Origin of the sequence: Aminobacter ciceronei, assembly GCF_014138625.1 — a bacterium.
In the GTDB taxonomy this organism is placed as follows: Bacteria; Pseudomonadota; Alphaproteobacteria; order Rhizobiales; family Rhizobiaceae; genus Aminobacter; species Aminobacter ciceronei.
In genome coordinates this window covers 37,098-63,574 of the sequence record NZ_JACJHY010000015.1, presented here as the reverse complement: position 1 = coordinate 63,574, position 26,477 = coordinate 37,098, and the positions used below count along the sequence as shown (strand labels likewise).

Sequence of the window (26,477 nt, the reverse complement as noted above, 5' to 3'; positions counted from 1 at the left end):
AGGAGTCTCGCCGATGACCACCACCGTCACCGCCGCCGCCGTCTCGAAAAACTTTGGCGCCTATCAGGATGCCGCAGTCCGCGACCCGGTCATCATCACCAAGAACGGCCGCCCGCGCACCGTGCTGCTGGCCTACGAGGATTTTGTCCGGCTGTCGAAGCGCGACCGGCGGGTCGAGCTGACGGCGGAGCTCAGCGCGGACGAGATCGCCGCGGTCGATGCCTCCGAAATGGAGCCGGGTCTCGACCATCTCAATGACGAGCTCTCTGGGTCAAAACCCTCTGGGACAAAAAGCCTGACGGCAAAAAATGCTGCCGGCTGACATCAAGGTCGGCCACGTCTTCCGCTATTCCTATCTCTGGCATTGGCAACACCGCGAGGGCCGCGAGGAAGGCGACAAGGACCGCCCCTGCCTGGTGCTGGCGCTGGTCGCCATGCAGGAGGACGGCTCGCCGGTCGTCCGGGTCCTGCCGATCACCCACACGCCGCCGGCCGATCCTAACGATGCCATCGAGATCCCGGCTGCCGTCAAGCTGCGCTTGCGGCTTGACGGCGAGCGGTCGTGGATCGTTTTGACGGAAAGCAACCGGTTCGCCTGGCCGGGCCCCGACATCCGGCCGCTGGAGACGGAGAGCGGCTACTACGGGCCGCTGCCGCCGGCGTTGTTTGCCGCGGTCAAGCGCCGGTTTGTCGCCATCGCGACAGGCCAGGCGCACACGAGCACGTCGCGCACGGCGTGACGCCGGCTGGGGCTGCGGCATGCCGGGCGGCATCAGGGCAGGGGCAGTCTCCATCGATGCGCCTTCCAGGCGGGTTTCCGCGGCCGTCGCGAGCGTGCCTTGCGCCGACTCTAGCGCCTCCTGGCCGTCAAGTCCATCACTATCGATAAGAGGTCATTATCGATTGTGAGTTTTGTCGCCGAAGGCATCGCCTGTGACGGAAGTGAATGGGAATATAGCTTCCGGTACGCGAATCGGTTATAATAGAATCAATGGCTTACGTTTTCGCCGACCTGCCCCTGAACACCCTGATCGGGCCGCTCGCGCGCGCCGAAGACCTTGTCGGTTTTACCTCCCGATTTCAATTGAAGCGCCAAGGTGAAAATCCTGCTCTCCGACCGGCCATTGCGTGGCCGAAACTGGGGGAGGGGAGGGGGCTTTTCTAGAGCCCGGACGCCTTGGTGAGGTTGGTCCGAAACCGATCACGCCGGCGCTGATATTTGCGGGTCATCTCCGCCGACGCGTGGCCGAGCTGCTTCTGGACGTAACGCTCCTCGATCTCGGCCGACGAGGCGAGCCCGGACCGCAGCGAATGGCCGGCGAACAGCAGGCCCCGATCGGCATCCGGTAGATCGGAGCGGATGCCGGCGGCAAGCACCGTCTGCTTGACCAGGCGGGCGACGTGCTTGTCGGAGAGCCGCTCGACGTCGACGGTCTTGTTGTCCTTGAAGATGCGGCGGAAGAGGGGGCCTCGCGCGATGCGGCCGTACCTGATCCAGGTCTCGAGAGCGACCACGGGGCAGGTGTGATCGCTGGAGCCACGGCCGACCTCGACCTCCCGCCAACGATCACCCTTGCCGCGCAACGTCACCAGCACGCCTTTGCCCGGAAGGATCTCGATCCAGCCGGCGCCGTCACTGTCATCGTCGCGCGCGACGTCGAGGCCGACGATCTCGGAACGGCGCAGGCCGCCGGCGAAGCCAAGGAGGAGGATGGCGCGGTCGCGGAGTCCCCTCAGATCGTGACCGAGCGTGGCGAGCATCGCAACGAGGTCGTCGCCAAGGACGGCTTCCTTTACGCGCGGCGGTTTTGTGTGCTTGCGGCGGATGCCGGCGAGCACGGTGCGGATGTGGCGATCGGCGCGGTCCATGACTAGGCCGCGCTGGGTAAAATTCCAGGATAGGCCGGAAAGACGGCGCTCGATGGTCGAAACGGACAGAGCCGGGGCACCGAGCTTCGCCCCTCCTGCTGCACAAGCGCTGATATATAGCCCGATCACCTTGGAATCCGGGGGCAGGGGATCGAAGCCGTTGCGCCGGCACCACGAGGTGAAATGCTTCCAGTCCTTGGCGTAGGCGTCGCGGGTATTCTCCGAGCTGGCGTTGTCGGCATATTCCCGGGCAGTCTCGACCAGCTCCTCGACGCGCGCAGGGACGCGTGCTTCCGGCTGGCCCATCTCCATGACGAGATCGACGATGTCGGGCATATCGCCCTCAACCGGATCGTTGGCCGGAAGATCGTTTTTGGCGGGTTTGGGCGGGGGATTTTCCATGATTTGCGAGGCTATCAGAATATGTCCGGTAATGGAAGCTTACCGGACATAAAACAAGTGCGACAAGCGGTGCGGATAACGCCGAAAATGCTCGCATAAACCGCACATCGCGTTTACGCTGTTCGCAATGAGTCGGCAGCCTGAACCCGCATCGCACATCTCCTTTCCGGTACCGCGTGTGCCGGCTTGGGCTACGCCGCGCGCCCGTATCGAGGACCCGGTCGAGGCCGCCTTCATGGCCGGCAGCGCCCTGAACGCGCTCGATAATCTTGTGCAGGCTGAGCCGGCATGGAGCGGCGCGTGGCGGCATCGGCTGGCGCTGAAAGCAGCAAGCGCCTGCATGACACTGATCGGCCGCAGCGAGGACGAAGCGGCATTGCGAGACGTCTGGTTGCTGCGTCAGCCCGGCGACGAACCGGGGCCTGCCGGAAACGTGCTGGCCGCATGGAGGCGGCTCGCCAGCCGCTTGACTCCGCCGGGCGTCGAGGACCTGCAGGCGGTCGCCGCCTTGCTCGGTGTCGGCTGGTCGGACGGCTTTGCCGAACTGATCGATATGGCACGAGACGAAGTGCGGGCGGGCGCCCCAGCCCCCGTCGTCGCGGCGCGCATTGCCGTCACCGTCATGCGAGAGGACCCGAAGGCCGAAGTCTTGGGCTGGTGGCTGGCAGACTGCGCCCTGTCATGGCGCATGGGCTGGCGTCACGCCGTGCCGATCATGACCACTCAGATCCGCGCGCCGCTGCTGCGTTCGGGACCCGAGGGCCGGCGCGCGCGACCGGATAGCGATGCGTTCGAGCAGTCCGTCTTCATTGCCACGGCCCTCGGAGCGGCCGAGGCCTGCCGGCTGGCGGCGGACATTGCGGCGCAGGCCGAACGGCTGCGGGCGGTCGTGCCGAAGCTGCGATCCAGAGCGGCCGGCGAGGTCATCGACCGGCTCGTCGGCGACGATGCAGTGTCGGGAATGTTGACCAGCAAGAGCCTGTCGAGGTGGGCGAGCCGGCGACTGTTCGATCGACTGGTCGAGCTCGGCGCTGTCCGCGAACTCAGCGGCCGCCCAACCTTCCGCATATACGGGCTGTAAGGACGATGGCGGAACCGACGCGCAGACGAGGGAAAGGTCGACAAGATGACGGTCGATCAGCTGACCAGCTGTTTGATCGGGAGCTGGATCATCTGCCGCCGGAGGTGCGCTGGCGCGAATGGATGAATCGCGTCGAGGCAACGATCTTCGCTGCCAGCGAGCCGGTCGGCCGTGAGACGTTGGCGCGGATCGTCGGCAGGAGCTGCAGCATCGACCTTCTCATCGACGACATCCGCGAGGAGCTGCGCGGCCGGCCCTACGACCTCGTCGCCGTCGCCGGCGGCTGGAAGCACCTGACCCGTCCGGCCTATGCCGACGCGATCCGCGCCGCGGTTGGCGCCAGCGAGCGAACGGTCGACCTCACCCACTCCGAGGTGCTTGTGCTGATGTGCGTGGCGTATTTCCAGCCGATCACCCGTGGAGAGCTCTCTTCCTTCTTCGGCAAGGAGATCAGCCGCGACCTGATCGGCCATCTGCGCGGCGCGAAGCTGATCGCCTCTGGACCGCGCAGCCCGACGCCTGGCGCACCCTATACCTATGTCACAACGAAAGAGTTCTTGCTCGAGTTCGGACTCGACACACTGCGCGACCTGCCGGATTTCGAAGCGCTCGAGGATGCAGGATTGCTGAGCAAGGACAAGCTGCTGGCCGGAGAAGTTTTGCCAGAGTTCTCGATCGACTAAATTTAGGACGGTAAGAGTTCCCGTGGCGGTCTGTCAGCCGCCCATTTCATCGCTCGACTCCTACAACCGCCACGTCCATATCGATCCATAGATCGTCATATCGTCGTGCTGCGACCACTTGAATTTTTTCCACATATTCTCTTTCGGCTCGCCGCCGAATTTTGCGGCATCGTTAATTCGATTATACACGGCCTCGGTGATCCATGTGCGTTGCGCAAGGTCCAGATCGGTAAGCTTCGCAGCATAATTCGCCGCCCGCCCGACCCACACAATGTCGTTGCCGCCGCGCACGCCCGTTCTGGCCGCTCTGATGCTGCTGACATCGATGCCAACCACCTGCTTCGCGGAATAATTCGCATCAGGATAGCGGGCTGCTAGCGCCGGATTCACAATCTTCTGGACGGCAAAGTTGATCTTCAAACCGCACCGAGCTGCCCGAGTGCATTGATAGTCGCCGATGAAAACACCCATTATTCGATCACCATCATATGAGGTGATAGAGCCTCCCTCTGCGCGAACTAACTTTGCAGCACAGTGAAGAAACGTCTTGTAGACTTCGGCCGCAAACCACCATTTCTTGCCGTCAACCATCGCTGTCGACCCCGAAAGATCGGCATAGAGTACCGTCGCCTGTTCGAACTCGACGGCTTCGTTGCTCAAAGAGATGCTTTCCGGCTCAGGAACTACCTGTCCGGTCCGCCTCGACCATTGGTCTTTGAATATTTTGGTGACTTCCGCCTTGATGTCATCTGCTAGCGCCATACAACGCTATCCATTGTTTGGTCCCATCCTGTTGATGTGGTCCCGCAGTACATTGCACGCTGGTGCCAGGAGTGCTGCAGTGTCGCCTCCTTTCTCAAAGCGGTAGGTGATGGTTGTGATGCCAGCTAGATCACTTGGCAACTTCACTTTTTCCTCGCGGGGCTCCATCAGTATGGCTCGCGCTCGGCCAAGCCGGCCCATAAACAACCCTAGCTCGAATACCACGTTGTCCCGAGGGCTCGGCCACTCCTTTCCGCGGCTGTCGGTCAGGTCGTCTGCGTGTGCGATGGCAACGGCAAAATCGGAATCGTCAATCTGTGCTTCAAGGTCCTGCAGCGTGTAGTTCGCAACACGGAAAACTCCGTCTGTCCAAACGATGGTTACAAAGGCATCGTGCTGGAACGCATTCTGTACCGCTCGTGCGATCGGCAGCGCTTCCGCCGACGAAATGATAAATATGCGGATCTTCTCCCGGAAATTGTTGACCAGCATGTTTCTTTGCATGAGGCGCCGGGATAGCTCCTGCGCAATGTTGCGATAGAGCGCTGTATGCCGTGAGGCGATATCAGCGAACGCCTCCTCGGTCACACGGGCGACTACCCCGTCCTCGCTCGCATAAACGCTCGCCGACCTTTTCTGGCTGGGCTCGATCGCCGCCATCTCGCCGACGTGGTCTTTGGGGCCTCGTTTTGCAACGAGCCTGCCGTTGACCACTACGTCGAAGACACCGGCGAAGATCAAATACACGTCATTGTCGGACGCGCCTTGCTCAATAATTGCCGAGCCCTTTGTCACCGCGATGAGTTCAACGCGCTCTGCGAGTTCCTCGGCGAGCGAGTGGTTGCCCATGACAATCTTCTGTGCTGCAAGCGTGGCAATGCGTAGCCTCTTACCAGCCTCACCTTCAAACCGTTCAATCATTCGATGCCCCTCCGACGTTGCCCTTTGTACGCCGTCGGTGATGCGTTGCGCATATTGATAGTTGGACCGGACGCATCACGCAGCCTCTTCACGGTTCGCCAGTGCGCAACATCGGCATGCGGGCCAAAGACGGCCTATGGTCCTGCCGCCATCTGGGTCAACACCCAGCAGCAGCTGCGCGGCCTCCGTCCACTTGCCGTCGAACTCTTCTAGGTGTTCGCGTCGGGCGACCCAGATCCGGTGCGTGGAACGTTGGACCCTGTTAAGCAGACAATCGAGCGCGAGTTCGGCGATGAGATCATTAACGTGGCCCAGTTCGGTGGGACCATACGGGGCGAAATGAACTCCGCACGCGGGCTCTTCAAACGTGGCCGGTCTGGCCCATTCCGTCATCTCGAACAATGACATTCCAAGATTGTCGACGCCGGAAACTAGGCATCCGCCCTCGGCCGCTATGGCGACCGCGTGGCCAGCTCCTGCGTAGGGTTCGGTCCATCCGTAGACAATGGGCGTGGAACGGCCAGAATTCCGATGCCACTCATTCAGCATCGTGTCGGCTCGGCCGCTTCCAGTGGTTGAAACTATCAGGTCTGCCTGGGTGAACCAAATCGGGGTTTCAAAGATGGTCTGCTCGGCGTTGGCGTCGTGGCCCGTGATAGTGGCGTGTGGAAAATTAGCACTTAGCTGCTCGGCTAGCCCCTTAGCCTTGTTGCGGCCAACCGAGGTCGCGCCAAGATAATGTCTCCCGACGTTTGGCCAATCCAGCTCGTCAAAATCGACGATATTCAGAGTTCCCACACCCGCTCTGACGAGCGATGCCGCTACAAAACTTCCCAGAGATCCGCACCCGAAGAGAACCGCTTTGGAATTCCTAAGCGTCGTCGTGCGAGGATCCCGTGCGCGACCGTGTATCCATTGGGGATCTGCGCGAGCGACCCTGCTACGTTTTGGCTCAGAAGCTCCGAGGTAACGTCCGGCCAAGAGCGCCGGAGACATCTTATCGGGTCTGAAGCCGCCTTTGAGGATTGGATCGACACGCCGCCGAGCGCGAATTGCGTCAGCAGGACGGTCAATGGTGACCGCCATTAAACCTGGACCATCGCGCCCTTCGGCTCCAAGAATCACCGTGACCGATGATGGAATATTCACGAACGCGGACTCAAGTACATCGATGCCGGAAGCGCCTGCCTTTTTCGCTAACTCCAACAGGTCGGCGCTGCGGTGTGGATATTCGGAAGGAAGGGGCGCTTGGTCGAGCCATAGCAGGGCACCTGCTTGAATTGTCGGCTTCGTAACGCTCATAAAGCGGTTGTTCAGCCACTTAATGATGGCCTCGTCGTTCTCTGCAAGCAGTGTAAAGGATCGTCCGCACCAAACTCGTATTGGGCGCGACGGGCCTCGAGCGTCAAGCAGACTGTAGTGGCGTTCCGGCTGGCGCAGATCGTATGCCCAATACGTCAGGAACTCGTCCCTAAAATCGCGTTCGACAATCGTTCCCTCGAGCAATTCCTCGACGAGACGGCAAGAGCGCGCCAACAAATTTTCGACAACTTTGACAGCGTTGTTGATGTCGATTTGGTGGGAATTGCCGAGCAGACACAGGATGCCGTCGTCCTCGACGTGAGGCCATGTGAGTTTGGGCGGATGATCGACCAGCGCTGTCCGCGGAGCTACAATCGGAAAAAATGGTGTTATCAACACGTCTATGCGCCGCACGACGCCGTCTGAAAACTTAACGGACAATCGCCAGCCGCCGGTAAACTGGCGGGTCGGATAGTCGGTTAGCTCATCCTGAGTAAGTCTTGACCAGCCATCTCCATTCACAGCTCGAAAGAGATTCTCCACGTCCTCCACCAACGCACTATCCAGATTATCGAAGGTGGGGGCGTTATCCCTAGGCATGGCGGTTTCCACCGCTGTTCTGAATTGCGCTTTCGCTTGCCTCGGTCCTGGTAATCCATCCGGCGGAAGTGCCGATGATGGCGGGCGCCGCCAAAGCGGCCGCTCGTGAGGACTCCAGGGAGAGCCGCTCTGAGGCGTCGGCGTAGTTGAGACCGCGGGCACGACCGGTGGTGGCGTCGAACAGGCGCTGGACCGAGAGTGACGCTGCGGAGAAGGCGCGACGCCCAAGCGCGGTCTGATCTCCCTCGCAGTTGGCCTGGAGTTCCTCAGAATCGGACACGGCCTTGCTGGTCGCGCAGCGGACTGAGAATTCACCACGAATGCCGAGGCGCGTGATCGGCGTTGGACCGAGCTCGATGCCGATAGCGATTCCAAGGTTCGCAATACCGGGCAGTATATCGCGGCACAGATCGAAGCTGGATCTCATTGCAGCGGCGCAGATGACGCTTCGGCGGACAGTCTCGCGCTCGTCGGTTTCGTAGGCCGTTCCTTCAGCTAACAAACCGTGCAGGCAGTCACCGATAAACCGCACTTTGCGCCCGTCGAAGTCATGCTTCAGAACGGCCGCAAGTTCCAGCCGGATTGCATGAAGATTGGAGACCAACTCCGGAATCTGGTTCGTCCCTAGACAATAGTCCACATACTTGGTGAAGCCATCAATGTCAGCGAAAATCGATACGAGCTGCATGTGGATGGAGTTGGCGGGTGAGAGGCGCTCGTACTCGATTGTCCGAAGGGGTGGTGTGTGTCGATGGAAGATGAAATTGGCTTCTCGAAAGAGAACTTCCAGGTCGCGACCGACATCCGCAGAGAGCGACTTAATACGCGCGTCGGTGATGTAGCTGGAGCCTAACGTACTCGCTGCAGAAACTACACCATGGCGCTGATTGTAGATTTGGCGCCGCTGATCAAACAGAGAACCGGCTGCCGACATACCGAGAGCCTGCCGAGCCCGGTCACTGAGGTAAATACCCGACTCGGGACCGTCAGCTAACTTTGCTGCATAGTTCGCGGGGCTTCCGAGGAACAGCGGTTCTGGCTCGGCGCCCCGGCCAGAGTTGACGGCAATCGAGCGACCCGTGTCAATTCCTATGCGTGTCTCGGTCTTGAACTCGCCGTTGAGAACGGCCTCTCCCGTTGCCTCAACCATTCTTGCGATTGCCTGAGCGAACTCTAGGGCACGCTCGACTCGGCGACGTTCGTTTGCTGGACCAGGAGGGGTGACTATTACAGCATGCAGCCGTGATCCGTGGAAGTCGACCCGCTGTGCCTCGTACTCACGGATGATCAGGTCACAGGCACTGTAATGGGTATGTAGGAATTCCAGCGCTCGGCGATGTCGTGCCTCGGTTTGCCGTTGGGCATCCTGTAGAACCGAATGGTAACCCGTGAGCTGGACATAAACGTGAACCCCGTCGACGACGATGGCATGGGATGGCGGGATTTGGACCAGAGGCTTGGGATCGCGACTGTCGCGGGAGGCAAGAGCTCTCGCTTTGAGCTGACTGTATCGATCATCGAACGATTGCACCTGAACGATGTTCTTCGGAACCGTTTGAAGGAATTGCCGGATTCGTGTTTCGGACCGTGTGGCGCTCCAGCTCATCTAACTCTCCTGGTCAATCGAAGTGTAGGTGGCGAACTCTCGGTCCCCTTTCACGGCGAAGCGCCGCGTGTCCGATGACAACCGCTTCAGGAGATCAGGTTCTGAAATGAATGGATAAACGGCGTCGCTGATGCGTAAGCGCCCCAACTGCATCCCGCCAGTGTCGGCCCGAGCCTGTTCATACCTGGACGCCGAATTCACTGTTTCCCCCATAACCGTATAAGCGATGCGCCCAGTGCCCCCGAAATCCCCGATTACGACCGGCCCCAGGTGCAACCCAATGCGGATGTCCAATGGAAGTTGGTCTGCGACGACGATGCTCCGGATTCGGTCAATTGTTACGAGCGCGGCGCGAACCGCCTTGGGAACCCGATCCTTGCTGCGAGTTTCGTCGGGCAAACGCCAAAAGGCCATCAATCCGTCGCCAGTGAACTTGTCGATCTCGCCACCTGCGGTTCGGATCTCCTCGACCTGAACGTCCATGAAGCGACGCATCTGCCGACCCGCTTCCCCGGGGCTCAGGTCTTTCGAAAAGCCTGAGAAACCGGCGACGTCACTAAACCACAACAGCGCATCCGTCTGGTCGGGGGCGATTTCTCCTGCATTTGTGCTGTCGAAGGCCGCGTTCACAGCCATCAGCCCATCATCACAGACGAACCTGCGCAAAACCTGATCGAGGGAAATGTTGTCCGAAAGCAAACGTGACCGTTGTCGCGTCGCTTCCATAACTTTGTCCGCCAGGACAGCAGCAACGGTTTCGAACCATTCCGATCGTTGCGCGGGGGAAAGCTTGCTAACGAAGGAGCGGTCGATTTCCCAGAGATTGGTAATGCCGTCTGCCTTCATAGATACACTGCGCTTCGTCTCCTCGCGGCGATGAAACGCAATTTCTCCGATCAGCTCTCCCCTGTGACGCCTCACGATCTTGTTTCCGTCACCGACTACGACGATTCCATCGTCGATGATCCAGAAGCACTCCGCGGCGTCTCCAGCCCGACAAATCACTTCGTCATCGTTGAGTCGGCGTTTTCTGCGCGCGGCCAAAAGCGGCTCCCTTATTAGCTGGGGGCGGCGCGCGTACCTCTCAAGGAACTGCTCAAGTCCGGTCATGAAGCCAGAGACCACGAAAACGCTCAAAATGTGGATCGTCGATAAACACGGTCGACGGACCCTAATGGAATATGCGAACCTAATGTAGGTATTGGATCATATCCCGTCAAGAAAATAGGAGCATTATTCGAGAATGCATAAATTAAGTGGCAACGGCAATGGTTGAGAGAGTAGGCTCTGACCTCAAATGGGGTGTGCGGAAGCGCCTTGAATTCATTGAGTTCCGGCTGTTTTGGGATGGCAGGCTGAACCGGGGCGACCTAGCTGAAGTCTTTGGAATGTCTCAACAGCAGGCATCATCGGATTTTGGGACCTACCAGAAGCTTGCGCCAGACAATCTCGTGTATGACAATGCGCTTAAGGCCTACATTCGAACGACCGAATTCCAGCCGGTTCTTATCGGCGACAAATCAGACCGTTACCTTTTGCAAGTTGTAGCGATCCATTCGGGATGGCTGCAGAAGGAGGATACGTGGTTTGATCAACTGCCCCCGCTTGAAGTGGTTACACTAGGCCGAAAGCCACTAGATACAAAAAATCTACTTGCAGTGCTCGACGCAATTCGAGAGCATAAAAAGCTGCAAATTGACTATCGATCGATGACCGGCACGCCGGAATCCTGGCGCTGGATTGTTCCGCATGCAATGTCGTTTTGCGCAGGACGTTGGTACGTCCGAGCTTGGTCAGAAGAGCACAACGATTTTCGTGACTACAGCCTCGGGCGAATTTTGGAAACCAGAGGTAGCACGCCTGCGTCTGATAACCGCGCATTAGACTATGAATGGGCACAGCGCATCAATCTGATAATCGGCCCAAATCCTCAGCTGTCAGAAGATAGGCAGAGGGCTGTCGAGTTCGAGTACAACATGATCAATGCCGAGGTGCTCGTGCCCGTTCGGTTGAGCCTGAGCTTTTACCTCATGAGCGAGCACAATCTTGATGTTCAACCTGGTCAATTGCTGCCGGAGAAGCAGCAGTTGGTGTTAAAGAATCGCCAGGACGTTGAGGATGCGCGTCGGCTCGCCCGACAAATGTCGAAAGAAGCGCTCAAGCGTGGTGGGGCTTGATGGCCGTGGAAGGCGCGGACCTATGGCAATCCTAGCGCTGGCACTTTACGGCAGCCGTGCACGAGGTGACGATACAAGGTCGTCCGATATCGACCTTTTGCTGGTGACCGACGACGAGCGACCCGGGCATTCCCAAAAGGGCAGTATCTCCATGTCGTCATATTCACTCCGTGCGCTAAAGGAGCGGGCGTGTGAGGGAGATTTGTTTCTGTACCATCTCGTTTTCGAGGGTCGTCCCCTCTACGATCCCGACAATCATTTCTCTGGTCTGAGAACGGCGTTTCGCCTCAAGCGGTCATACTCGACAGAGATACAGAAGGCTGTCGACTTGGGATGGTTCATTGTGGGCTTCGGAGAATCGATCTCAAATCGTTCATTGCTCAGCCGTCGCATTACCTGGGTTGTTCGAACAATCCTGATAGCGACTGCGGCTGAAACAGGCCGCCCAATTTTCTCACGAGAAGGACTGTTGAACATTGCACCCGGTGTGGAAACAGAACGGCTAATCGCTCAGAAGGACACCAATGAGCCTGATCCACGCAGCGGTCGTGATCTTGAATGGTTTCTGGTAAGGTATGGCCGGCCTCCGACAATTTCCGCGAACGTGGCGAAGAATGAATACGTTGAGATGTTCAAAGAAACGAAAAATGACGTAGCGCTGCACTTGATCTGCAGCGTTCCAAGAGCACCTATTGAGGGATATTCGTAATTATCTGCCGAGGCTCCGGCTTGATAGCTCTATGCAATTATGTGTGTGGAGGATGTGTATCTGATCATCATTCGTGTGTAGGCGGTTAGCAAGCCCGAAAGATCAGCATCAGGTTGACAGAAACGTCTTGGTTTCGATCTTGTTTGATGTTGCTCCAAGAAATCCGCAAAGCGCGCGATCATGGCCTCATGGCCGCCCGCGGCCACGATCATCCAGCGACGGTATGCCCCGGTGGCGTCCATGTTGTTTACAAGCCAGTCAAGAGGTTTTGCTGCGAGCGCCTCGAAGCAGCGAATGCGCTCAGCGGTCGACAGATTCTTAAGCGTCCTCCGCGAGCGGGCGTCGGCGGCCGCAGGCGCGCGCAGCACGCGAGAGACGGCATCGCTGGTTTTCGTCGAACCCATGGCCGACTCCACCCTGCATATATCCGCGATCGCGCGTTCCAGCCGACGCGCCGCTGCCTTCACTGAGGCCTTCGGCGCAGCGCGCAGGTCAAACCCGCATCGTGCGCAAATATGCTGCGGCAGGAGTTCGCCCTGGTCGAAGGTCGCTATGCTGGCGCGGCAGGCCGCGCACCGATCGCGAAGGCCACAGCCATGCGTGAAGCACGATACACGCGATGCCAGCCTCCACTGCCGCCGGAAATACGGTGCCTCGTCCGCCGCGAGGCATTGTGGGCAATACTGCATCCAGGTCGAACGGTTCCGGTGTACATTATCGCGCAGCGGCAGCAGGAGCGCGGTCAAGGCGCCGCCGTTCATCGTCATTGCCGAGATAGCTCCCGGTGATAGGTCTGTCTGACGGCAAAGCAGCCTGGCGAGGTTAAGCGGAAGGCAAAGGTCGAGGCGCGGCGACCACATCCTCTCGTCGAACCCAAGGGCGCCAGCGAACGATCGCGGCGCGATGCCGTTCGCGAGCGCAAGACGATGGAGCCAGCTCGACAGCAGCTCGTCTGGGAGCGGGTCAACGGAAACCGGCCAGCGGTCCCGGGCGATGGCGAGATAACGCTCGCGGATCTCGACCGCGAATGCACTGCGCGCCGCGTCACCCATCACATCAGGTCGTCGCGCACCGGCGCCCGGCGGCGATTCGAGACCGGGACGTAGCGCAACGCCTCGATGCCCGACTTCGTGATCCGCTCCTCACCAGATCTCACCGCAGTCGACGCCGCCGCGGAGACGATCGCCACGATCTCCCCGATCAATCCCTCGGAGAGCTGGAAGATCGTTCGCGCCAAGGGTTCATCCGAGAGATCGGACGCGCGGGCAAGCGGCAACGCACTCTCGAGGCTGTCGAGCAGCGCAAGGAACTCCTCGCCATATTGCCATCGCGGCACGGCGTGCAGGTCGAACCGGGTCGCCATTTCCGCGGTCTGGTTGACGAAGTCATAGACGGCGACCTCGCCGATCAAAACCGGCGAGATGTCGAACTGGCGGCCGATCCTCCGAAGGAAGCCAAGCACGGCCTCGACATCGCGCGCCCGGCCGCGCAGAGCATTGTGGAACTCATCGAAGATCAGGATTCTGGGCTTCAGCCTGTCGAGCAGATGATCGACCTGCTCGGCCTTGCGGCCGACGTCCCGGCTGCTGCCCGTCGGCGCGCGCAACGCTTGCAGGATGCTGCCGTAGAAATGGGCGAGACCTGCGCCCTCGCGCGTCTGCACGACCCACACCTGCTGCTGGCCGGCTGTCCTCAGATGTCCGACGGCGAACCGTTCGGCGATCATCGTCTTGCCATTGGCATAGGGTCCGACCAGCATCAGGCCCCGGGTCCGCAACGACGGCGGCCGCGAGAGAAGCTCGGCAAGGCGATCATGCGCCTGAACCGCCACTTGGTGTCCGATCCATCGTGGCGATTGAATATAGGCAATCCGCTCTTCCGTGCTGCGGTCGAGGTAGGGTCGAACACGTTCGAGAAGATGCTCCGCCACGTCACCAATCCTCAATGGGAAGGCGACGCTTCGGGCGAACGGGATGATCGGCAGGTGCCGGCGTCGCCGGCTGCATCGCGTGATAGGGCTTCGGCGCGTCTGCGGCGTGCGATTTGCGCACCGCATTGCGCAGCTCGGCCTTCGTCGGCTTCGTTCTGCCGGCGATCTCCGCGATCCGGCGCCGCAGCGTCACCTTCTCGACGTCCGTACGCGCGTTCGCGTTACGTCGCTGCAGCCGGTCGGCCTCGTGCTCCCACAACGTCATCGGAACAAGCATACCGTCGCGCCGCTCCACAGATCGAAACTCCCTGGTTTCGGGATCGCGGGCATAGATGTGGCTGATGTCGCGCGGGTCGTATCGAAGCTCAAGCTTGCCCAGCCGGTCTCGCTGCGGAACCAGCTCGCCCAACCAGGCTGAGTAGTAGTCCAGCGCGAACATGCTGACGCCCTGCGGCGAGATGCGCCGCTCCGTGCCGGGCATGAATGCAAGCAGGACTCGCATAGCATTATCGTCGAAGCGTGCAAGATCGTGCGCCTGCCGGTCCCATTCCGACGCCGGCACCTTCAGCGTCCTCGCGTTCTGCTGTAAATTGTGATCGATCACCGCGAGCGCGACGCATCGCTCGAGATCGGCGAAGCTGAGACGCGCCCGCCGCTCAGCGGGATAATGGTCGCGGTCTGCCACGGACCGGCCCGTCGAGCCGGGCTGCGTTGCAAGAACCGCGTTGAGCTTCCCGAGCAGCCTTTCGACCACGCCACCCTGGTGGACGCGGCCGCGATCCCGGTAGCGGATACGAATGCCGAAGTCCTCGCACCCGCGCTGGAAGGCATTCCCTTTGAACTCCTTGGCCGAGTCGGTGACCAGCGATCGTGGTCGACCGAACATCGGCCACCCATGCTCGATGCAGCGCGCTGCCAGCCATTCCTCCTTCGGACACATCGCCTGCGCCAGGCACAATGCGACCGAGAGCTCCGACGGCCTTTCGAGCGTGAGGCAGAAGCCGAGAATGCAGCGCGTCGCCACGTCAGTGACGATCGTCAGGTAGGCCCGGCCGACAAAGGTTCCGCCGCCCTCGACAACCTCGACGAAGTTGATGTCGGTCGGCGTGTGATCGATCTGGCAGACATCAAGCGGGTGCGCCGCGTGGATGTATCCGGGCCGGGCCTTGAGCCGATGGAGATGTTTCGGGTTCGCGGATCGCTTCTTCGCGATTTCCTCAGGGCTAAACAGTGCGGTTATTCTGCGGGCGACCGTCAGATAGGATGGAGGAGCCAGGCCGGCCTCCTCGCAACGGGCACGGATCTCGGCCACGACCGGAGCGAGGGGTGGACACTCCAACACGAGCCACTGCTCTCGCAGTGTCGTTGCGATGATCTCCTCGATGTCCTGATGGAGCCGCTTCTTTCGGGTCCTGTCTCCGCCGGGCAAGAGCAACGTCACTGTCCGGTCAACACGGTACCGTGCCAGCAGATTGTAGACTTGTCGCGTCGAAAGGCGCAACTCGGCGGCCGCGCGTACGATTGCCGTCCGCCGTGAACCCGAGCCGTCCAGAATCCTGTCGAGTTCGCGCGCGACGCGGCGCGCCGTCGACCATGCTTCATCGGAATGTGACGCCGCGGCGGACGCCGATATCAGGCTGTGTAATCGGTTCGGCAAATGAGCGGTCAGTGAAATCGTTAGCGAAAATTCATGGCCGTCATAGCGCTCAAACCTAAACAGCACATGACGTTCTCTCGATTGAAATCGGGAAGTGAAAGCGACAGACCTTCTGGCGCGGCTCGACGAGCGCGTGCAAAAGAGCCCGGTGCGCGACGGTTTTGTCGAACGCTGCCACTTCGCCGACGCGGTCGCCGCGCTGTGGCTCGAAGGCGAGCTCGTCCACCTTGAGGACCTCGTCCTGCATGACGCCCATATGGACATCCGCACCCCGACCCACGAACTCACCCGGGCGCATGCCGTGCTGCGCGCCCGCCGCCGGATTTTTGCGCACAAGCCCGACTGGGCGCTGTCGCGCCCCGGCCTTTTGGTCCTGCGCGGCCGCGAAGGGCAGGGCGACGACGAGTCGATCGCCGGGAAGGCCGCCGCCTGGCCAGTCGGCGCCGCCGGCGACAGCCTTGCTGAAGACACCGGCCAGGAGGACGCTCTGGCCGAAGAACTGGCCGAGATCGACGCCGTGCTGGCCCGCTCCAGCCGGCTGTTGGCGGGCGAAAAGTTCGCGCCGCGCTCGGCGGACAGCCCGGACGTCGACGCAGCAGGGCGGGGGACGAAAGCCCCGGAGACGGTTTCCTTTGATGGCTTCGGGCCGCTGATCCGCGATCTCGACTGGGACGAGGACCAGCGGCTGGCCGACTGGCTCGCCGTCGTCGACAACCTGCGGGGCGAAAACATGCCGGCCTTGCTTCAGGCGGCAATCGCCTGGGAGGCGTGGCAAGACATCGAACCGCTGCAGCACCAGCATTGGCTAGGCACGCTGTTGGGCGCCGCTCTGCTGCGCCAGACCGGCAAGGTCGGCTCGCATCTGTTTTGCCTCAATGCCGGATTGCGGATGGTTCCGCGCGAGCGGCGCAAGAGCCCGGTCCGCACCACCCGGCTGCTGGCGGTCCTCGGCGCTTTTGCAGAGGCGGCATCGGCCGGGCTCAAGGAACTCGACCGGCTTGCGCTGGCCAAAGGTCAGATGGAACGCCGGCTCAGGAAGCGGCGAAAAAACTCGAGCCTGCCGGCGCTGATCGACCTGGTCCTGGCGCGGCCGGTGGTGTCGGCCGGTCTGATCGCGGCGGAGCTCAAGGTCACGCAGCGTGCGGCGCTCGGCCTCGTTTCCGAGCTCGGCATCCGCGAAGTGACGGGCAGGGGGCGCTACAGGGCGTGGGGATTTGTGTGACGAAAGTCGCAAGATCAGCGGTGGTGTGCCCTCCTCATGCAATCTTGGCAGGGGAAACTCACGTCGCGTTTTCCGTGCCCGCCCGCGGTGATGGCTCGGCATCGAGCCATCACCGCCGCAGAAAAGCATCCGCCGTTTCATCGCGTTTAGGCAGAGCGCTCCTTCCCCTTCCAAAACCTACCCAGACCAACGTCGTCGCCGTTGGATTGCGACCGTAGGCGTCTGCCGTCCTCGGAAACCCCAAACGATCCCGGCGCGGCAGGTTTCCGCTGCCGATGCTCGTCAGTCCATCCGAAACGTACGGGAGCGGTAACTACTAACTGGCGGGATGCGTCTAACTCCCGATCGCAAAGAAGTACCCCCGTGTGTAACTGCCGTTTTTCACGTCTTCCGCTGTATTTCTGATGAAACGCGAAGCAGTCTGATACATAATCAGCCGTCGGGAGGCAGGATGGCTAGAATCGTTCACATCAAGATTGAGAGTTTTCGCGGCATTCGCCTGTTGGAGTGGATTCCATCGCGGAGGGTCAATTGCCTCATCGGTCCCGGCGATTCCTGCAAGACGACAATTCTCGACGCTATCGAACTCGCGCTAACGCCACGCAGTTATCTGATCGCCGATGACTCGGACTTCTTCGATCTTGATGTCGAAAAGGCTGCAAAAATCACCGTCACGCTCGCCGGCCTGCCTGCTGAGTTCAAAGCGGATGATCGCTATGGCCTTCACCTTCGGGGCTGGAATGAGGATTTGCAGACGCTAGAAGATGAGCCGGGCGATGGCCTGGAAGACGCACTCTCTATTCGCGTGACCATCGATTCATCTCTTGAGCCGCGCTGGTCGCTCTTTAATGAGCGGATCGGCGACGCCGCAGAAGACCCGCCCGCCCTGCGATACAAGGATGCAAAAGCGCTGGTCCCTAGTCGACTTGGTTCTTATGCTGATCGTCATCTTGGCTGGGGGCGGCAATCAATTCTCACCAGATTCGAGGAGGCGCAATCGCCGGCGGCGGGAATCCTCGCAAAGATTGGACGCGACGCGAGATCGGCGTTCAGCAAAGAAAATCCGGACGTGTTCAAGGAGACCGTCGCCAAAGCCAAGGTCGCCGCCACGAAATTCGCTGTTCACATGCGCGGGGAGTATAAAGCCGAACTCGACATTCAAGGGCTCTCGATTTCTTCCGGGGGCATATCGCTGCACGATGATGGTCTTGCGCTGCGTAATCTCGGAACCGGCTCCTCGAGACTTGTGGTGTCAGCTCTTCAATATGACGGCGGAGATACGATCACCATCGTCGACGAGCTTGAACACGGGCTTGAGCCCCACCGGATCGCCCGCCTCGTCCGATATCTGAAAAAGGAAAGAAAGAACCCCGATACGCAAGTGTTCCTGACAAGCCACTCGCCCGTGGTCATTCGCGAAGCAGGGGCCGAGGACATACACACGGTTCGATCGAAAACGGGCACCGTGACCGTAAGCGCAGTAACACAAGCGGCTGTGGATTTGGATCAAGCGCAGCGCCACGTGCGGGCTTCGCCTGATGCGTTCCTGGCCCGGAGAATTATCGTCGGCGAAGGCCGCACGGAACTTGGCCTGCTACGCGGGTTCGACGCGATGTGGACAGTCGCCGGGCGTGACTCTTTCGCGTTCCTTGGTGTCGCGGCCGTGGATGGAACCGGCAACTCATCGGCAACGGCACTGGCGCGGCATCTTCTCAAGCTCGGTTACGATGCGCTAGTCTTGCTCGATCGCGATGACCCTGCGCCGGAAGCGGCCGTTGCCGCTGTCAAAGCGATGGGCGGCCGCGTAGTGGAGTGGCCTGACGACTGCTCCACCGAAGAGCGCATGTTTCTCGATCTTCCCTGGCCGACTCTACAGTCCCTCGTCGCCTACGCCGAAGAGTGCGTCGGCAGTGAGGCGGTGCTCGCCCGAATAAACAACGTGATGGCGGAAAACGGACTTGCCGCTATTCCTGATCTCTCATTGCCAGACGGACTGGATACCGCCGGATTCCGGTGGACGCTCGGAAAAGCTGCGAAAGGCAAAAAGAACCAGAAGAAGCCCGGATGGTTCAAAGAGATTTCGCGCGGCGAACGCGTCGCCGAGATCGTCTTCGCGGCGCTGGTAAATATCCCGAACCAGCCCTTCGCCAAGGGAGTTGCAGACATCCGTGGGTGGGTGGATGGATGAGATACTCGAGGAGGCGGTAGCAGAATTAGCGGCGGGCATCGCGCGTGGCAGCGTGATTGCTGCCGCGGGATGCGGCAAAACCGAGCAGATAGTGAATGCGACCCTAGTCTCCGCTGGCCGCCGTCTCATTCTCACCCACACCCATGCAGGCGTGGACGCGCTCCGCTGGCGCATGGACAAAAAACTTGTGCCGAAATCACGCTATCGGATCGAAACGATAGCCGGATGGTGTCTTCGATACGCCGCATCCTTCCCGGCACGATCGGGCATTCACATAGCAGCCCCTCGCACAGATGCGGACTGGCAATCGATATACGATGCCACGGTGAAGCTGCTTGACGCGGGGACGGTCACAAATGTTCTGCGCGCCTCTTACGGCGGGCTATTTGTCGATGAGTATCAGGATTGCACCCAATCCCAACACAAGGTCATCGACGCTCTTGCGCAGATACTTCCAACCTGCGTGTTCGGCGATCCGATGCAGGCGATATTCAGTTTTGGCGGCCAGGTCCCTGTCTCCTGGGATGCCGACGTATTTCCGTCTTTCCCGAAAATAACGGTGCTGCAAAAGCCGCACAGATGGTTGCGCGAAGGAAACAAGGAACTTGCCGACTGGCTGAGCGTCGTGAGGTTTAAGCTGGAGGCCGGCGAAAGCGTGGACTTGGAGCAGCGCCCGGCCTGCGTCGACTGGCAGGCGCTTCCCGCCGACGCCGCCTATCATCGCCCGAAGATTGTCGGCTCATGTAAAGCGCTCCTGGGGCCGGCTGCCAATGACGGCATCATTGTTATCGCAGACGCCAAGAACGCTGGCTCGCGCTCAGGGCTTGCGAAAATGCTCGGCGCCTCGGGCTTCACCAACATCGAGCCGGTGGAGTGCAAGACACTCGCGGCCGCTGTCCGCAACATCGGCAAGTCGAGTGGTGAGCAACGGCTCGAATTCGTCATGGGTTTCATCTCGGACTGCATGACCGGCGCGGAAGAAACGCCCTACCTGAAGGCCGTCGTATCGCACCGCCAGGGCGGCAAGTTGGGGCAAAAAAAATTCGGCGATCTTATCGCCACAGGAATCGCCACTGTCAAAAACGAAGACCTTGCTTCCGTTCTGGCTCTTATGGAGGGCTTCCGGGATCGACCCGCGACCACGCTTTATCGCCGGGAAATGTATCACGCGATGGCGAGCGGTCTTCGGCTCGCGATCAATTCGCCAGGAAAATCGCTGAGCGATGCCATCTGGGACGTGCAAAACAGAATCAGGCACGCAGGACGCATCATTCCAAAACGAAGCATCGGCAGCACCCTTCTCGTAAAAGGGCTTCAATTCGATCGAGCGGTGATTGTCGCCAACGACGCAATGAACGGCAAGGATTGGTACGTCGCTCTAACAAGAGCCAGCAAAGGCGTCACCATACTGTCCACCGCGCCGAAGATTCATCCCGCCGTTCAGGCAGCACAGTTGGGGGAGGCTGCGGAATGACCGGCAGCGGAAAGTGGGCGGAAAAGGGCGTGCCCCACAAAGGTTGGACCTGTGTGGATATCGAAGACCTCGGCTCGCCGTCCGAGACCTGCGAAATGTGCGAGATAACCGACATCCGCTACGTCCATTACATGGAGCATCCCGGCTGCCCCCAAGTCCTTCGTGTCGGCTGCGTCTGCGCGGGCAACATGGAGGAAAATCTTGAGCGGGCGGAACGCCGCGAAAAATCCATGAAAAGCGCCGCGAGGCGTCGTAAGGCATGGCCAGGCCGCAAGGCGTGGAAGTTTCGCAAAAAGGGAATTGGTATATTTCCGAAGACGGCTACGTCGTTACGATCTTCCGAAAGAATGACAACTGGAACGGCGTCATTAGCAACGACGCGCTCGGCATTAAGCACTTTGCCCGGCGGACATATCCGGACGCCACGGCGGCAAAGCTTGCCGCCTTCGATGCGCTCGTGCTGTTGAAAAGTCGAAATTGATTAGCCTGTTGGGCGCCCCGGTGTCGCTTGGCAGTTAATCGTGAGAATGCGGCCGTTTCGGTTAGGTTTGGCAGCTAATTGCGTGTCGGCTGTCCCGCTCAATGTGACCGAGTTGAACCGTCATCGGAGCACCGACTGTCCCACGCCGATATGCCTTCTTTTCCTTCTAGCGCGAGCACCCCGATAGGCAGACTGGATGCCCCGACGGAGAGCCGTCAGCGTTCCGCGTTAGAAGTCGGTAATTGCCCTCAGCCGCTCGCTGAACATTTCGCTTCTACCAATGTCGATTGTAGCGGTTTGCAGCCAATTGCTGCATCCGGTGACTTGGTGCACTGCGTGCACTCCTTCGCTGTTTTTCACAGCGGCGTGGTGAGGGTAGAGGAGTGTCAGCCGATCACATTTGTAAAGCTGGCCATATGCCATCATTTGATACACGTCACTCTGCGACACGCCTTGCCTGGCATCATCAATACGGTCGGCGATCCGCTTCCATTTCGTGTCGATAATCTGCACGACCTCGTCGCCGCGCTTGACCAGGATGTCCGGCCGCGTCTGGAACAGGCCACGTCGATCTTCGGTTTCGAGGCAGTAGAGCCGTCCACCTTGGCTGACGACGCGGAGATCTGTGTCCACCAGCGCACGCTTCAACATTCGGGCGACATATTCCTCGAACAGGGTGTTCATCTCGAACAGCAGAGAGAAGCCGTCGCTGCAACCGGCAGAGGTCGTCTGGAACCGCTCACCAAGCAGCAGGCGAGCGAGATTGAGCAACTCGCGCCAGCGGCTGTTGGTCCGATCAAGCCCGACCTCATCCCAGCGCAGGACCGAAATAGGCACATCCGCTATATCGGCATAGGCGAATGCCAACTCGCGCAGTCGGCGCTGGTTGTCGGCGGTTCGTGCGATGCGAACGAGCTGGGCAACAGCAGCCTTCATGATCCGGTTGAGGGCAATATCGGCGGTCAAGGAGTCATAGCGACAAGCCAGCCGCGATGGTTCGGCGGCGAGGATCGTGAACTGCCGCGTCACGTCGAGCCGTCCGCGCAGCACGGGCAGATCATCGGCGTGTTCGACATAGCGCTGCGGCATACCCTGCCGGACAGCATCGACCAGCTTCGCAGAAAACAACCGGATCAGGATTTCGAGCAGCGTCTCTCGCTGCCAGTCTAGCGTCGTGACCTGGCCTGCCTCGATCTTCAGGTCTAGTGCGACGGCGAGCATGTGGACGAGACGACGGCGGATGCTGCCGGTCATCTCGGCGCCATCCTCGCCTGGAAAGTCGATCTTGGGCAAGATTTCCATCGCACAGCCTTCGGCAGCAATCACGCCGACGACCCCTCTCGCACGAAGCTGCTTGCGTCCATGCTCAAGGACACCGCCGCCGCCCCGGCCAGCGAGCGGCGACGCCGCCGCAATCGCAGCTATACGATCGGCTGCCTGGACTGGGATTTCATCGGCCGCCTCGCCGTAGCGTATCGTTTGCCATTCGAGGATTGTGCGACGGATCATACGGCTGCGAAGTCATCATAGGAGAAGGCATCGCGGACGCTCCACCGATAACGGGGCGCGGCATCCTCATCGCTGGCGTTTCCCTTGGGTGGCTTTAGCCGACGCCGATCAATGAAACCACCCTCACGGTCGCCCTCGCTGTCGTGCCCGTCACCGAGGACTGCGGCGACCTTCGCCCAATCCTCATAGAAGTACTCTGCGAGCAACGGGATAATCTTGTGCCGCATCACCTCATCGACATCGGCGCGGGACTTGCAGTTGATGAAATAGGCGTGGCCGATCTGATGCTCACGATCAAAAAGATACTCGATGCGCTCGTTTATCGAGGCGAGTAGCATTCCAAGGTCAATGCCTTCAACCGTGTGGAGCAACGAAGCGTTCGGCATAAGTTCGCGAAACTCAAACCGGCGCCGGAGCGCGGTGTCGAGCAGCGCGATCGAGCGATCCGCGGTGTTCATCGTGCCAATGATATGGAGATTTGCCGGCACGCCGAACACATCACCCGAATAAGGCAGTCGAACCTTCAAGGCATTGGGCTGGCCAATGCGCTTGTCCGGCTCGAGCAACGTGATCAGCTCTCCGAACACCTTGGAGATATTGGCACGATTGATTTCGTCTATAATCAGCACAAACGGCTCGGGCGCGTCGGTGCCCGCGTCCTGCTGGCTGGCGATATAGCGTTCGAGCGCAGGTACGTTCAGGTCGGCGTCGGTCAGCAGATAGATCGATTTCTGCGTGAAGTTGCGCGCATAGATCTCGCTCACGGGCACACCGACGCGATCCACCCAAAGCCACCGAACCGCGCGACGATGTGCGTAACTCCCACCTTCGCGCGGAACGAACTGATAGTTTCCGGTCACCTCGCCGATTGCACGGAACAGGCTGTTACCCTTGGACACAACCATGATGTCGCCGGGCTTGACCCAGTTGCGAAAGATGAACGGCATCTGGACTCGACCGCTCATGGCGTTGGGTTCGCCACCTTCCCGGACGCCTTGTGAGCGCACCGCCTCGATGATGGAGTTGCGATCAGCAAAGCGATCATCGCTCCAGTCGATATCCTCAAAGCCGAGCAGTGTGTATCCACCCGTGATCGCCTCCTCGAACAGATGGGCATCCTCGGGGTTGGCCGCCTCCCCAATCGACATCTTGAATACTTGGCGGCTTCCGATGGAGAACTCCACATCGCCCGGTCCCGTGCTTGTCTCCGCACGCCGCGCAAGTCGGCGGAATACTCCTTGCTCAGGCTTCAGCTCGAAACCGGCAGTGCCATCCTCGCTCGCTTGCGTTGGCCGAAGCCCCTCGACGAAATCCTCATACGAAATCGATTGGTGAAAGGTGACGAACTCAATGCGACCGGCGTCCGACAAGCGACGGTAGGCCGCCATCAGTTCTTGGCGGTCTTGGGGCACTGGTTCACCGCAAAGTCGGAGGGCCTCCGCTGCGGTAGCGAAGGTTTTGCCGGTACCAGGTGGCCCGTAAAGAATCAGATTCGTTGGTTGAGCCACGTATTGGTCCATTTCATATTGAGGTTCAGGTCGCTTGAACATATCGCGACTGAGATTCATCGCTTGCCCAAGTTCACCCTGCGGTGGAACTCCAATTTGCTTGGCGATTGTCGGATCAAGCTCATAACGTACGAGTTTCTGTTTTCCGTAGGCGAGATAGTTGACCGTGCCGCCGCTGACGGATTGGACCCTCGCGGGCCGGCCGTCGACGAGCATGGCGCGTGCAACCTCGGCGATGGTGGCGACTTCTACAGCCTCGTCCGCCTTATTGCTCGCACCCGGTGGCTTGATCCGATAGGCGGAGCGCCCCGTTTGGCGATTGTGATTCAAGACCGGCTTGAAGGCAGCTCCGACTGCATCGAACAACACAAAAGGTTTAGTCGATCCTCTAGCGGCGCCGGCGTTGCTGCTACCCGCTTCGTTCAAGCGGAATCGGAATACCGTCGCCGAACTTTGATTCGCGCCGATCCGTTCGGGCGGCTCGACGTCTGCTATTTCTAAGAACTTCGGGCCGGTAATAGCTTGGCAGATGTTCGGCCATGCTTGATTGAGGCCGAGCGCCTCATTGACGTCGCGGACCAACAGATCGACCGTTTCTGCATCGCGTTCCCGTCCAGTTTCAATATAGTGTTCAAGCACATACTGGCGGATACGGTCGGCATCACGTTCTCCCCGTGGTTCACCGCTCAAAAACTGGCCGTATTGGCCGAGCCAGGATCGCCAGCTCGATAGCCGGTTATAGGGCTTGTCCGACTTGGGCATGAGAATTTTGTATTCAGTGCCACCGGCTGCGAAGTCCTCGCGCAGATCCTTCAGCCTCTGGCGCAGTTGTTCAAAGCGATCGGCCTTCCACGCGTCGTCGAGGTCGGCATGGGACAAGCCGAGTGCTGCTAGATTGCTTTCGATCGTACGAACGGCATAGGCGCGAGTGTTACGTCCAGTCTCTGTTCTTGCGCCACCAGTCTCAAGCCACGCTTTGAATGCCTCTTCCCTCACTTAACCCTCTCATTCATACCGCAAATGTTTAATCTGTATCAGTCGGTCCCCTCAGGCGCACCATAAGAAGCCGCCGGGCAAGCACGAAGATTAGCTTAGTGCAATAGCCTCGCGAATCCTGTTCGGCGTTGCCGCCTATGTACTAGTCGGGTGAATAAATTCATCTGCCAGTTGCGGTGACCTTTGCCTCCCGTTGCAGAAGGAAATTGAGCAACAAAGTTGCGGCCGTCAAAGCCTCTCTAATTCCCTCATCAGTGATGCGGCTGAAATCCGACGGAGCGTGCGAAACGGGCATGGTCAGCACTCTCGTGGAGCCCAGCGTCCGAAGCACCGCGTTGCGCAGCTTGGTCCTTGCGTCTGGCGTCAGTTCAGCGTCCTCAATAGCGCGAGCCGAAGCACCAGGCCAGAACGACAGATCAACTGTGGCCTTCTTGATCTTCCAATCGATTGTCACTTTCGGCGGGAGAGCGCCTTTGAAGATGACCCAGCTTGAATTGCTTCCCTTCCCGCTCGGAGGTTTCATTTCCAAGGCAGGAAATTCACTGCTCGCAATACGGTAAATACGCTCCCACAGTGATGTCACTGCAGGCGCTTCGACAAGAATATACGAGGATCGGGCTCTTTCGATGGCTCGCTTGATCAGAGATGCTCGGTGCAGTGCCCGGGAGGTACCCTCCTGCTCGATTGCTGCGGCGATTTCTTCGTAAGAGACACTGGCATCAAATGCGGAGACGGAAGGATTTAGACTTCCAACGTAGGACTCGGGCGCTACAAGCACACAGCGGGCGAAACCGTGGGAGCTTTCCAACGCCTGGGTTCTTTCCCGATAACGTTCCGCTTGGCGAGGTTGGAAAGAGGCATCTATCTTGTTCTCGATCAGAAGGACCCCTTTTTGCCCGTCCATCTCAATTGCTGTCAGCACATCGGTTTCACCGGATTGGTCAAACACCGATAAGCGGCAATCGACAAATCGCACGAAACCATACAAATCCAGCGCACGTGTGAATAGATTTTGGACGCCCGAGTTGAATAGAAGTTCCTCCTGCAACAACACGTCGATGTCACGTTCGTAAAGGCGCGGGAGAATTTCAGGCGTGGGCTGCGGGTTCATCTACAAACTCCAATTCAGAATTTCAGCCGGCCCAATCGCTTTCCCGCGGTAATCATCTGACCATCATCGCTGATGACAAGATAAGTGTTGAGGCGGTCGGACACCTTAGCATAGCTCCGCCCGAGCTCGGCCATGGCGCGAGATCGAGCCTTGCTGTCCATGAAATATACGTCGGCACCAAAGCGCCGCTTGCGGCGCCCATAGGCGAGGATCGCGTCGATGACTTCTGGCTTGATCCCCCGCTGCTGGCAGCGGGTTTCTGCATGGCGCGTATACATTGATCTCTCCT

General features: G+C 59.7%; 23 protein-coding genes. 10 read left to right on the top strand and 13 right to left on the bottom strand.

The genetic code is table 11. From position 1 onward, the window contains the following. Positions 1–13 precede the first annotated feature (13 nt). Positions 14–322: a type II toxin-antitoxin system Phd/YefM family antitoxin gene (locus tag HNQ95_RS16300; RefSeq protein ID WP_182574648.1), complete on the top strand. Its 309-nt coding sequence runs from the start codon at positions 14–16 to the stop codon at positions 320–322. Then, the gene (locus tag HNQ95_RS16295; RefSeq protein WP_182574649.1) at positions 309–740 is read left to right on the top strand and encodes a plasmid maintenance toxin (PemK-like); all 432 of its coding nucleotides are present in this window, start codon (positions 309–311) and stop codon (positions 738–740) included. The genes HNQ95_RS16300 and HNQ95_RS16295 overlap by 14 nt, the downstream gene beginning before the upstream one ends. A gap of 421 nt (positions 741–1,161) precedes the next feature. On the opposite strand, the gene HNQ95_RS16290 is transcribed toward HNQ95_RS16295, so the two are convergent. Beyond that, complete coding sequence (locus HNQ95_RS16290) at positions 1,162–2,271, bottom strand: tyrosine-type recombinase/integrase (RefSeq protein ID WP_182574650.1); 1,110 nt, start codon at positions 2,269–2,271, stop codon at positions 1,162–1,164. A 127-nt stretch (positions 2,272–2,398) separates the two neighbouring features. Between HNQ95_RS16290 and HNQ95_RS16285 the strand changes: the two genes are divergently transcribed. Then, the gene (locus HNQ95_RS16285) at positions 2,399–3,352 is read left to right on the top strand and encodes a DUF1403 family protein (protein WP_182585807.1); all 954 of its coding nucleotides are present in this window, start codon (positions 2,399–2,401) and stop codon (positions 3,350–3,352) included. Positions 3,353–3,357: 5 nt separating this feature from the next. Beyond that, positions 3,358–4,035, top strand: a complete 678-nt coding sequence (scpB, locus tag HNQ95_RS16280; protein ID WP_182574521.1) for an SMC-Scp complex subunit ScpB — start codon at positions 3,358–3,360, stop codon at positions 4,033–4,035. A 60-nt stretch (positions 4,036–4,095) separates the two neighbouring features. On the opposite strand, the gene HNQ95_RS16275 is transcribed toward scpB, so the two are convergent. The 5 genes from HNQ95_RS16275 to HNQ95_RS16255 all read right to left on the bottom strand — a co-directional run bounded on the left by HNQ95_RS16275 (position 4,096) and on the right by HNQ95_RS16255 (position 10,270). Then, positions 4,096–4,797 (bottom strand): adenylate/guanylate cyclase domain-containing protein, encoded by a 702-nt coding sequence (locus HNQ95_RS16275; protein ID WP_182574522.1) that lies wholly within the window; start codon positions 4,795–4,797, stop codon positions 4,096–4,098. Positions 4,798–4,803: 6 nt separating this feature from the next. Continuing rightward, on the bottom strand, positions 4,804–5,718 hold the full coding sequence (locus HNQ95_RS16270) for a TIR domain-containing protein (protein ID WP_182574523.1): 915 nt from the start codon (positions 5,716–5,718) through the stop codon (positions 4,804–4,806). A gap of 75 nt (positions 5,719–5,793) precedes the next feature. After that, entirely contained in the window at positions 5,794–7,620 is a 1,827-nt protein-coding gene (locus tag HNQ95_RS16265; protein WP_182574524.1) for a ThiF family adenylyltransferase, read from the bottom strand. Further along, a complete protein-coding gene (locus HNQ95_RS16260) occupies positions 7,613–9,226 on the bottom strand; it encodes a nucleotidyl cyclase domain-containing protein (protein ID WP_182574525.1) in 1,614 nt (537 codons plus the stop codon). The genes HNQ95_RS16265 and HNQ95_RS16260 overlap by 8 nt, the downstream gene beginning before the upstream one ends. Then, a complete protein-coding gene (locus tag HNQ95_RS16255) occupies positions 9,227–10,270 on the bottom strand; it encodes an adenylate/guanylate cyclase domain-containing protein (RefSeq protein ID WP_182574526.1) in 1,044 nt (347 codons plus the stop codon). Between the two features lie 224 nt (positions 10,271–10,494). On the opposite strand from HNQ95_RS16255, the gene HNQ95_RS16250 reads away from it, so the two are divergent. After that, positions 10,495–11,403, top strand: a complete 909-nt coding sequence (locus tag HNQ95_RS16250; RefSeq protein WP_182574527.1) for a helix-turn-helix transcriptional regulator — start codon at positions 10,495–10,497, stop codon at positions 11,401–11,403. Between the two features lie 22 nt (positions 11,404–11,425). Beyond that, positions 11,426–12,112 carry an anti-phage Hailong system nucleotidyltransferase HalB gene (halB, locus tag HNQ95_RS16245; protein WP_182574528.1) on the top strand — a complete coding sequence of 229 codons (687 nt, stop codon included), beginning with the start codon at positions 11,426–11,428 and terminating at the stop codon, positions 12,110–12,112. A gap of 29 nt (positions 12,113–12,141) precedes the next feature. On the opposite strand, the gene HNQ95_RS16240 is transcribed toward halB, so the two are convergent. The 3 genes from HNQ95_RS16240 to HNQ95_RS16230 are packed head-to-tail and all read right to left on the bottom strand — an operon-like array spanning position 12,142 to position 15,699. After that, the gene (locus HNQ95_RS16240) at positions 12,142–13,164 is read right to left on the bottom strand and encodes a TniQ family protein (protein ID WP_210283788.1); all 1,023 of its coding nucleotides are present in this window, start codon (positions 13,162–13,164) and stop codon (positions 12,142–12,144) included. After that, entirely contained in the window at positions 13,164–14,042 is an 879-nt protein-coding gene (locus HNQ95_RS16235; protein ID WP_182574530.1) for a TniB family NTP-binding protein, read from the bottom strand. Before HNQ95_RS16235 ends, HNQ95_RS16240 begins: the two co-directional genes overlap by 1 nt. 1 nt (position 14,043) lies before the next feature. Continuing rightward, the gene (locus tag HNQ95_RS16230; RefSeq protein WP_182574652.1) at positions 14,044–15,699 is read right to left on the bottom strand and encodes a TnsB C-terminal domain-containing protein; all 1,656 of its coding nucleotides are present in this window, start codon (positions 15,697–15,699) and stop codon (positions 14,044–14,046) included. Positions 15,700–15,847: 148 nt separating this feature from the next. Between HNQ95_RS16230 and HNQ95_RS16225 the strand changes: the two genes are divergently transcribed. The 4 genes from HNQ95_RS16225 (at position 15,848) to HNQ95_RS16210 (ending at position 21,064) form a co-directional block, all read left to right on the top strand. Next, positions 15,848–16,921 carry an RHE_PE00001 family protein gene (locus HNQ95_RS16225; protein WP_312870934.1) on the top strand — a complete coding sequence of 358 codons (1,074 nt, stop codon included), beginning with the start codon at positions 15,848–15,850 and terminating at the stop codon, positions 16,919–16,921. Positions 16,922–17,372: 451 nt separating this feature from the next. After that, positions 17,373–19,109 (top strand): ATP-dependent nuclease, encoded by a 1,737-nt coding sequence (locus HNQ95_RS16220; protein WP_182574531.1) that lies wholly within the window; start codon positions 17,373–17,375, stop codon positions 19,107–19,109. Continuing rightward, positions 19,102–20,583 carry a UvrD-helicase domain-containing protein gene (locus HNQ95_RS16215; protein WP_182574532.1) on the top strand — a complete coding sequence of 494 codons (1,482 nt, stop codon included), beginning with the start codon at positions 19,102–19,104 and terminating at the stop codon, positions 20,581–20,583. Before HNQ95_RS16220 ends, HNQ95_RS16215 begins: the two co-directional genes overlap by 8 nt. A 259-nt stretch (positions 20,584–20,842) precedes the next feature. Further along, entirely contained in the window at positions 20,843–21,064 is a 222-nt protein-coding gene (locus tag HNQ95_RS16210) for a hypothetical protein (RefSeq protein WP_182574533.1), read from the top strand. A 228-nt stretch (positions 21,065–21,292) separates the two neighbouring features. On the opposite strand, the gene HNQ95_RS16205 is transcribed toward HNQ95_RS16210, so the two are convergent. From HNQ95_RS16205 to HNQ95_RS16190, 4 genes are all read right to left on the bottom strand, one after another. Next, positions 21,293–22,573, bottom strand: coding sequence for an McrC family protein (locus tag HNQ95_RS16205; RefSeq protein ID WP_182574534.1), 1,281 nt, complete (start codon positions 22,571–22,573; stop codon positions 21,293–21,295). Beyond that, positions 22,570–24,960, bottom strand: coding sequence for a DUF8426 domain-containing protein (locus HNQ95_RS16200; RefSeq protein ID WP_246340780.1), 2,391 nt, complete (start codon positions 24,958–24,960; stop codon positions 22,570–22,572). Before HNQ95_RS16200 ends, HNQ95_RS16205 begins: the two co-directional genes overlap by 4 nt. 277 nt (positions 24,961–25,237) lie before the next feature. Then, positions 25,238–26,188: a PDDEXK-like family protein gene (locus HNQ95_RS16195; protein WP_182574535.1), complete on the bottom strand. Its 951-nt coding sequence runs from the start codon at positions 26,186–26,188 to the stop codon at positions 25,238–25,240. 14 nt (positions 26,189–26,202) lie between these two features. Further along, positions 26,203–26,466 carry a DUF4258 domain-containing protein gene (locus HNQ95_RS16190; protein WP_127253963.1) on the bottom strand — a complete coding sequence of 88 codons (264 nt, stop codon included), beginning with the start codon at positions 26,464–26,466 and terminating at the stop codon, positions 26,203–26,205. Positions 26,467–26,477: the final 11 nt, after the last annotated feature.

Coding starts and splice junctions, on each gene's coding strand:
- HNQ95_RS16275 (WP_182574522.1), bottom strand. CDS start 4,797: ATGGCGCTAGCAGATGACATCAAGGCGGAAGTCACCAAAATATTCAAA.
- HNQ95_RS16285 (WP_182585807.1), top strand. CDS start 2,399: ATGAGTCGGCAGCCTGAACCCGCATCGCACATCTCCTTTCCGGTACCG.
- HNQ95_RS16210 (WP_182574533.1), top strand. CDS start 20,843: ATGGCCAGGCCGCAAGGCGTGGAAGTTTCGCAAAAAGGGAATTGGTAT.
- HNQ95_RS16220 (WP_182574531.1), top strand. CDS start 17,373: ATGGCTAGAATCGTTCACATCAAGATTGAGAGTTTTCGCGGCATTCGC.
- HNQ95_RS16190 (WP_127253963.1), bottom strand. CDS start 26,466: ATGTATACGCGCCATGCAGAAACCCGCTGCCAGCAGCGGGGGATCAAG.
- HNQ95_RS16270 (WP_182574523.1), bottom strand. CDS start 5,718: ATGATTGAACGGTTTGAAGGTGAGGCTGGTAAGAGGCTACGCATTGCC.
- HNQ95_RS16205 (WP_182574534.1), bottom strand. CDS start 22,573: ATGATCCGTCGCACAATCCTCGAATGGCAAACGATACGCTACGGCGAG.
- HNQ95_RS16195 (WP_182574535.1), bottom strand. CDS start 26,188: ATGAACCCGCAGCCCACGCCTGAAATTCTCCCGCGCCTTTACGAACGT.
- HNQ95_RS16215 (WP_182574532.1), top strand. CDS start 19,102: ATGGATGAGATACTCGAGGAGGCGGTAGCAGAATTAGCGGCGGGCATC.
- HNQ95_RS16260 (WP_182574525.1), bottom strand. CDS start 9,226: ATGAGCTGGAGCGCCACACGGTCCGAAACACGAATCCGGCAATTCCTT.
- HNQ95_RS16250 (WP_182574527.1), top strand. CDS start 10,495: ATGGTTGAGAGAGTAGGCTCTGACCTCAAATGGGGTGTGCGGAAGCGC.
- HNQ95_RS16300 (WP_182574648.1), top strand. CDS start 14: ATGACCACCACCGTCACCGCCGCCGCCGTCTCGAAAAACTTTGGCGCC.
- halB (WP_182574528.1), top strand. CDS start 11,426: ATGGCAATCCTAGCGCTGGCACTTTACGGCAGCCGTGCACGAGGTGAC.
- HNQ95_RS16290 (WP_182574650.1), bottom strand. CDS start 2,271: ATGGAAAATCCCCCGCCCAAACCCGCCAAAAACGATCTTCCGGCCAAC.
- HNQ95_RS16295 (WP_182574649.1), top strand. CDS start 309: ATGCTGCCGGCTGACATCAAGGTCGGCCACGTCTTCCGCTATTCCTAT.
- HNQ95_RS16240 (WP_210283788.1), bottom strand. CDS start 13,164: ATGGGTGACGCGGCGCGCAGTGCATTCGCGGTCGAGATCCGCGAGCGT.
- HNQ95_RS16265 (WP_182574524.1), bottom strand. CDS start 7,620: ATGCCTAGGGATAACGCCCCCACCTTCGATAATCTGGATAGTGCGTTG.
- scpB (WP_182574521.1), top strand. CDS start 3,358: ATGGCGGAACCGACGCGCAGACGAGGGAAAGGTCGACAAGATGACGGT.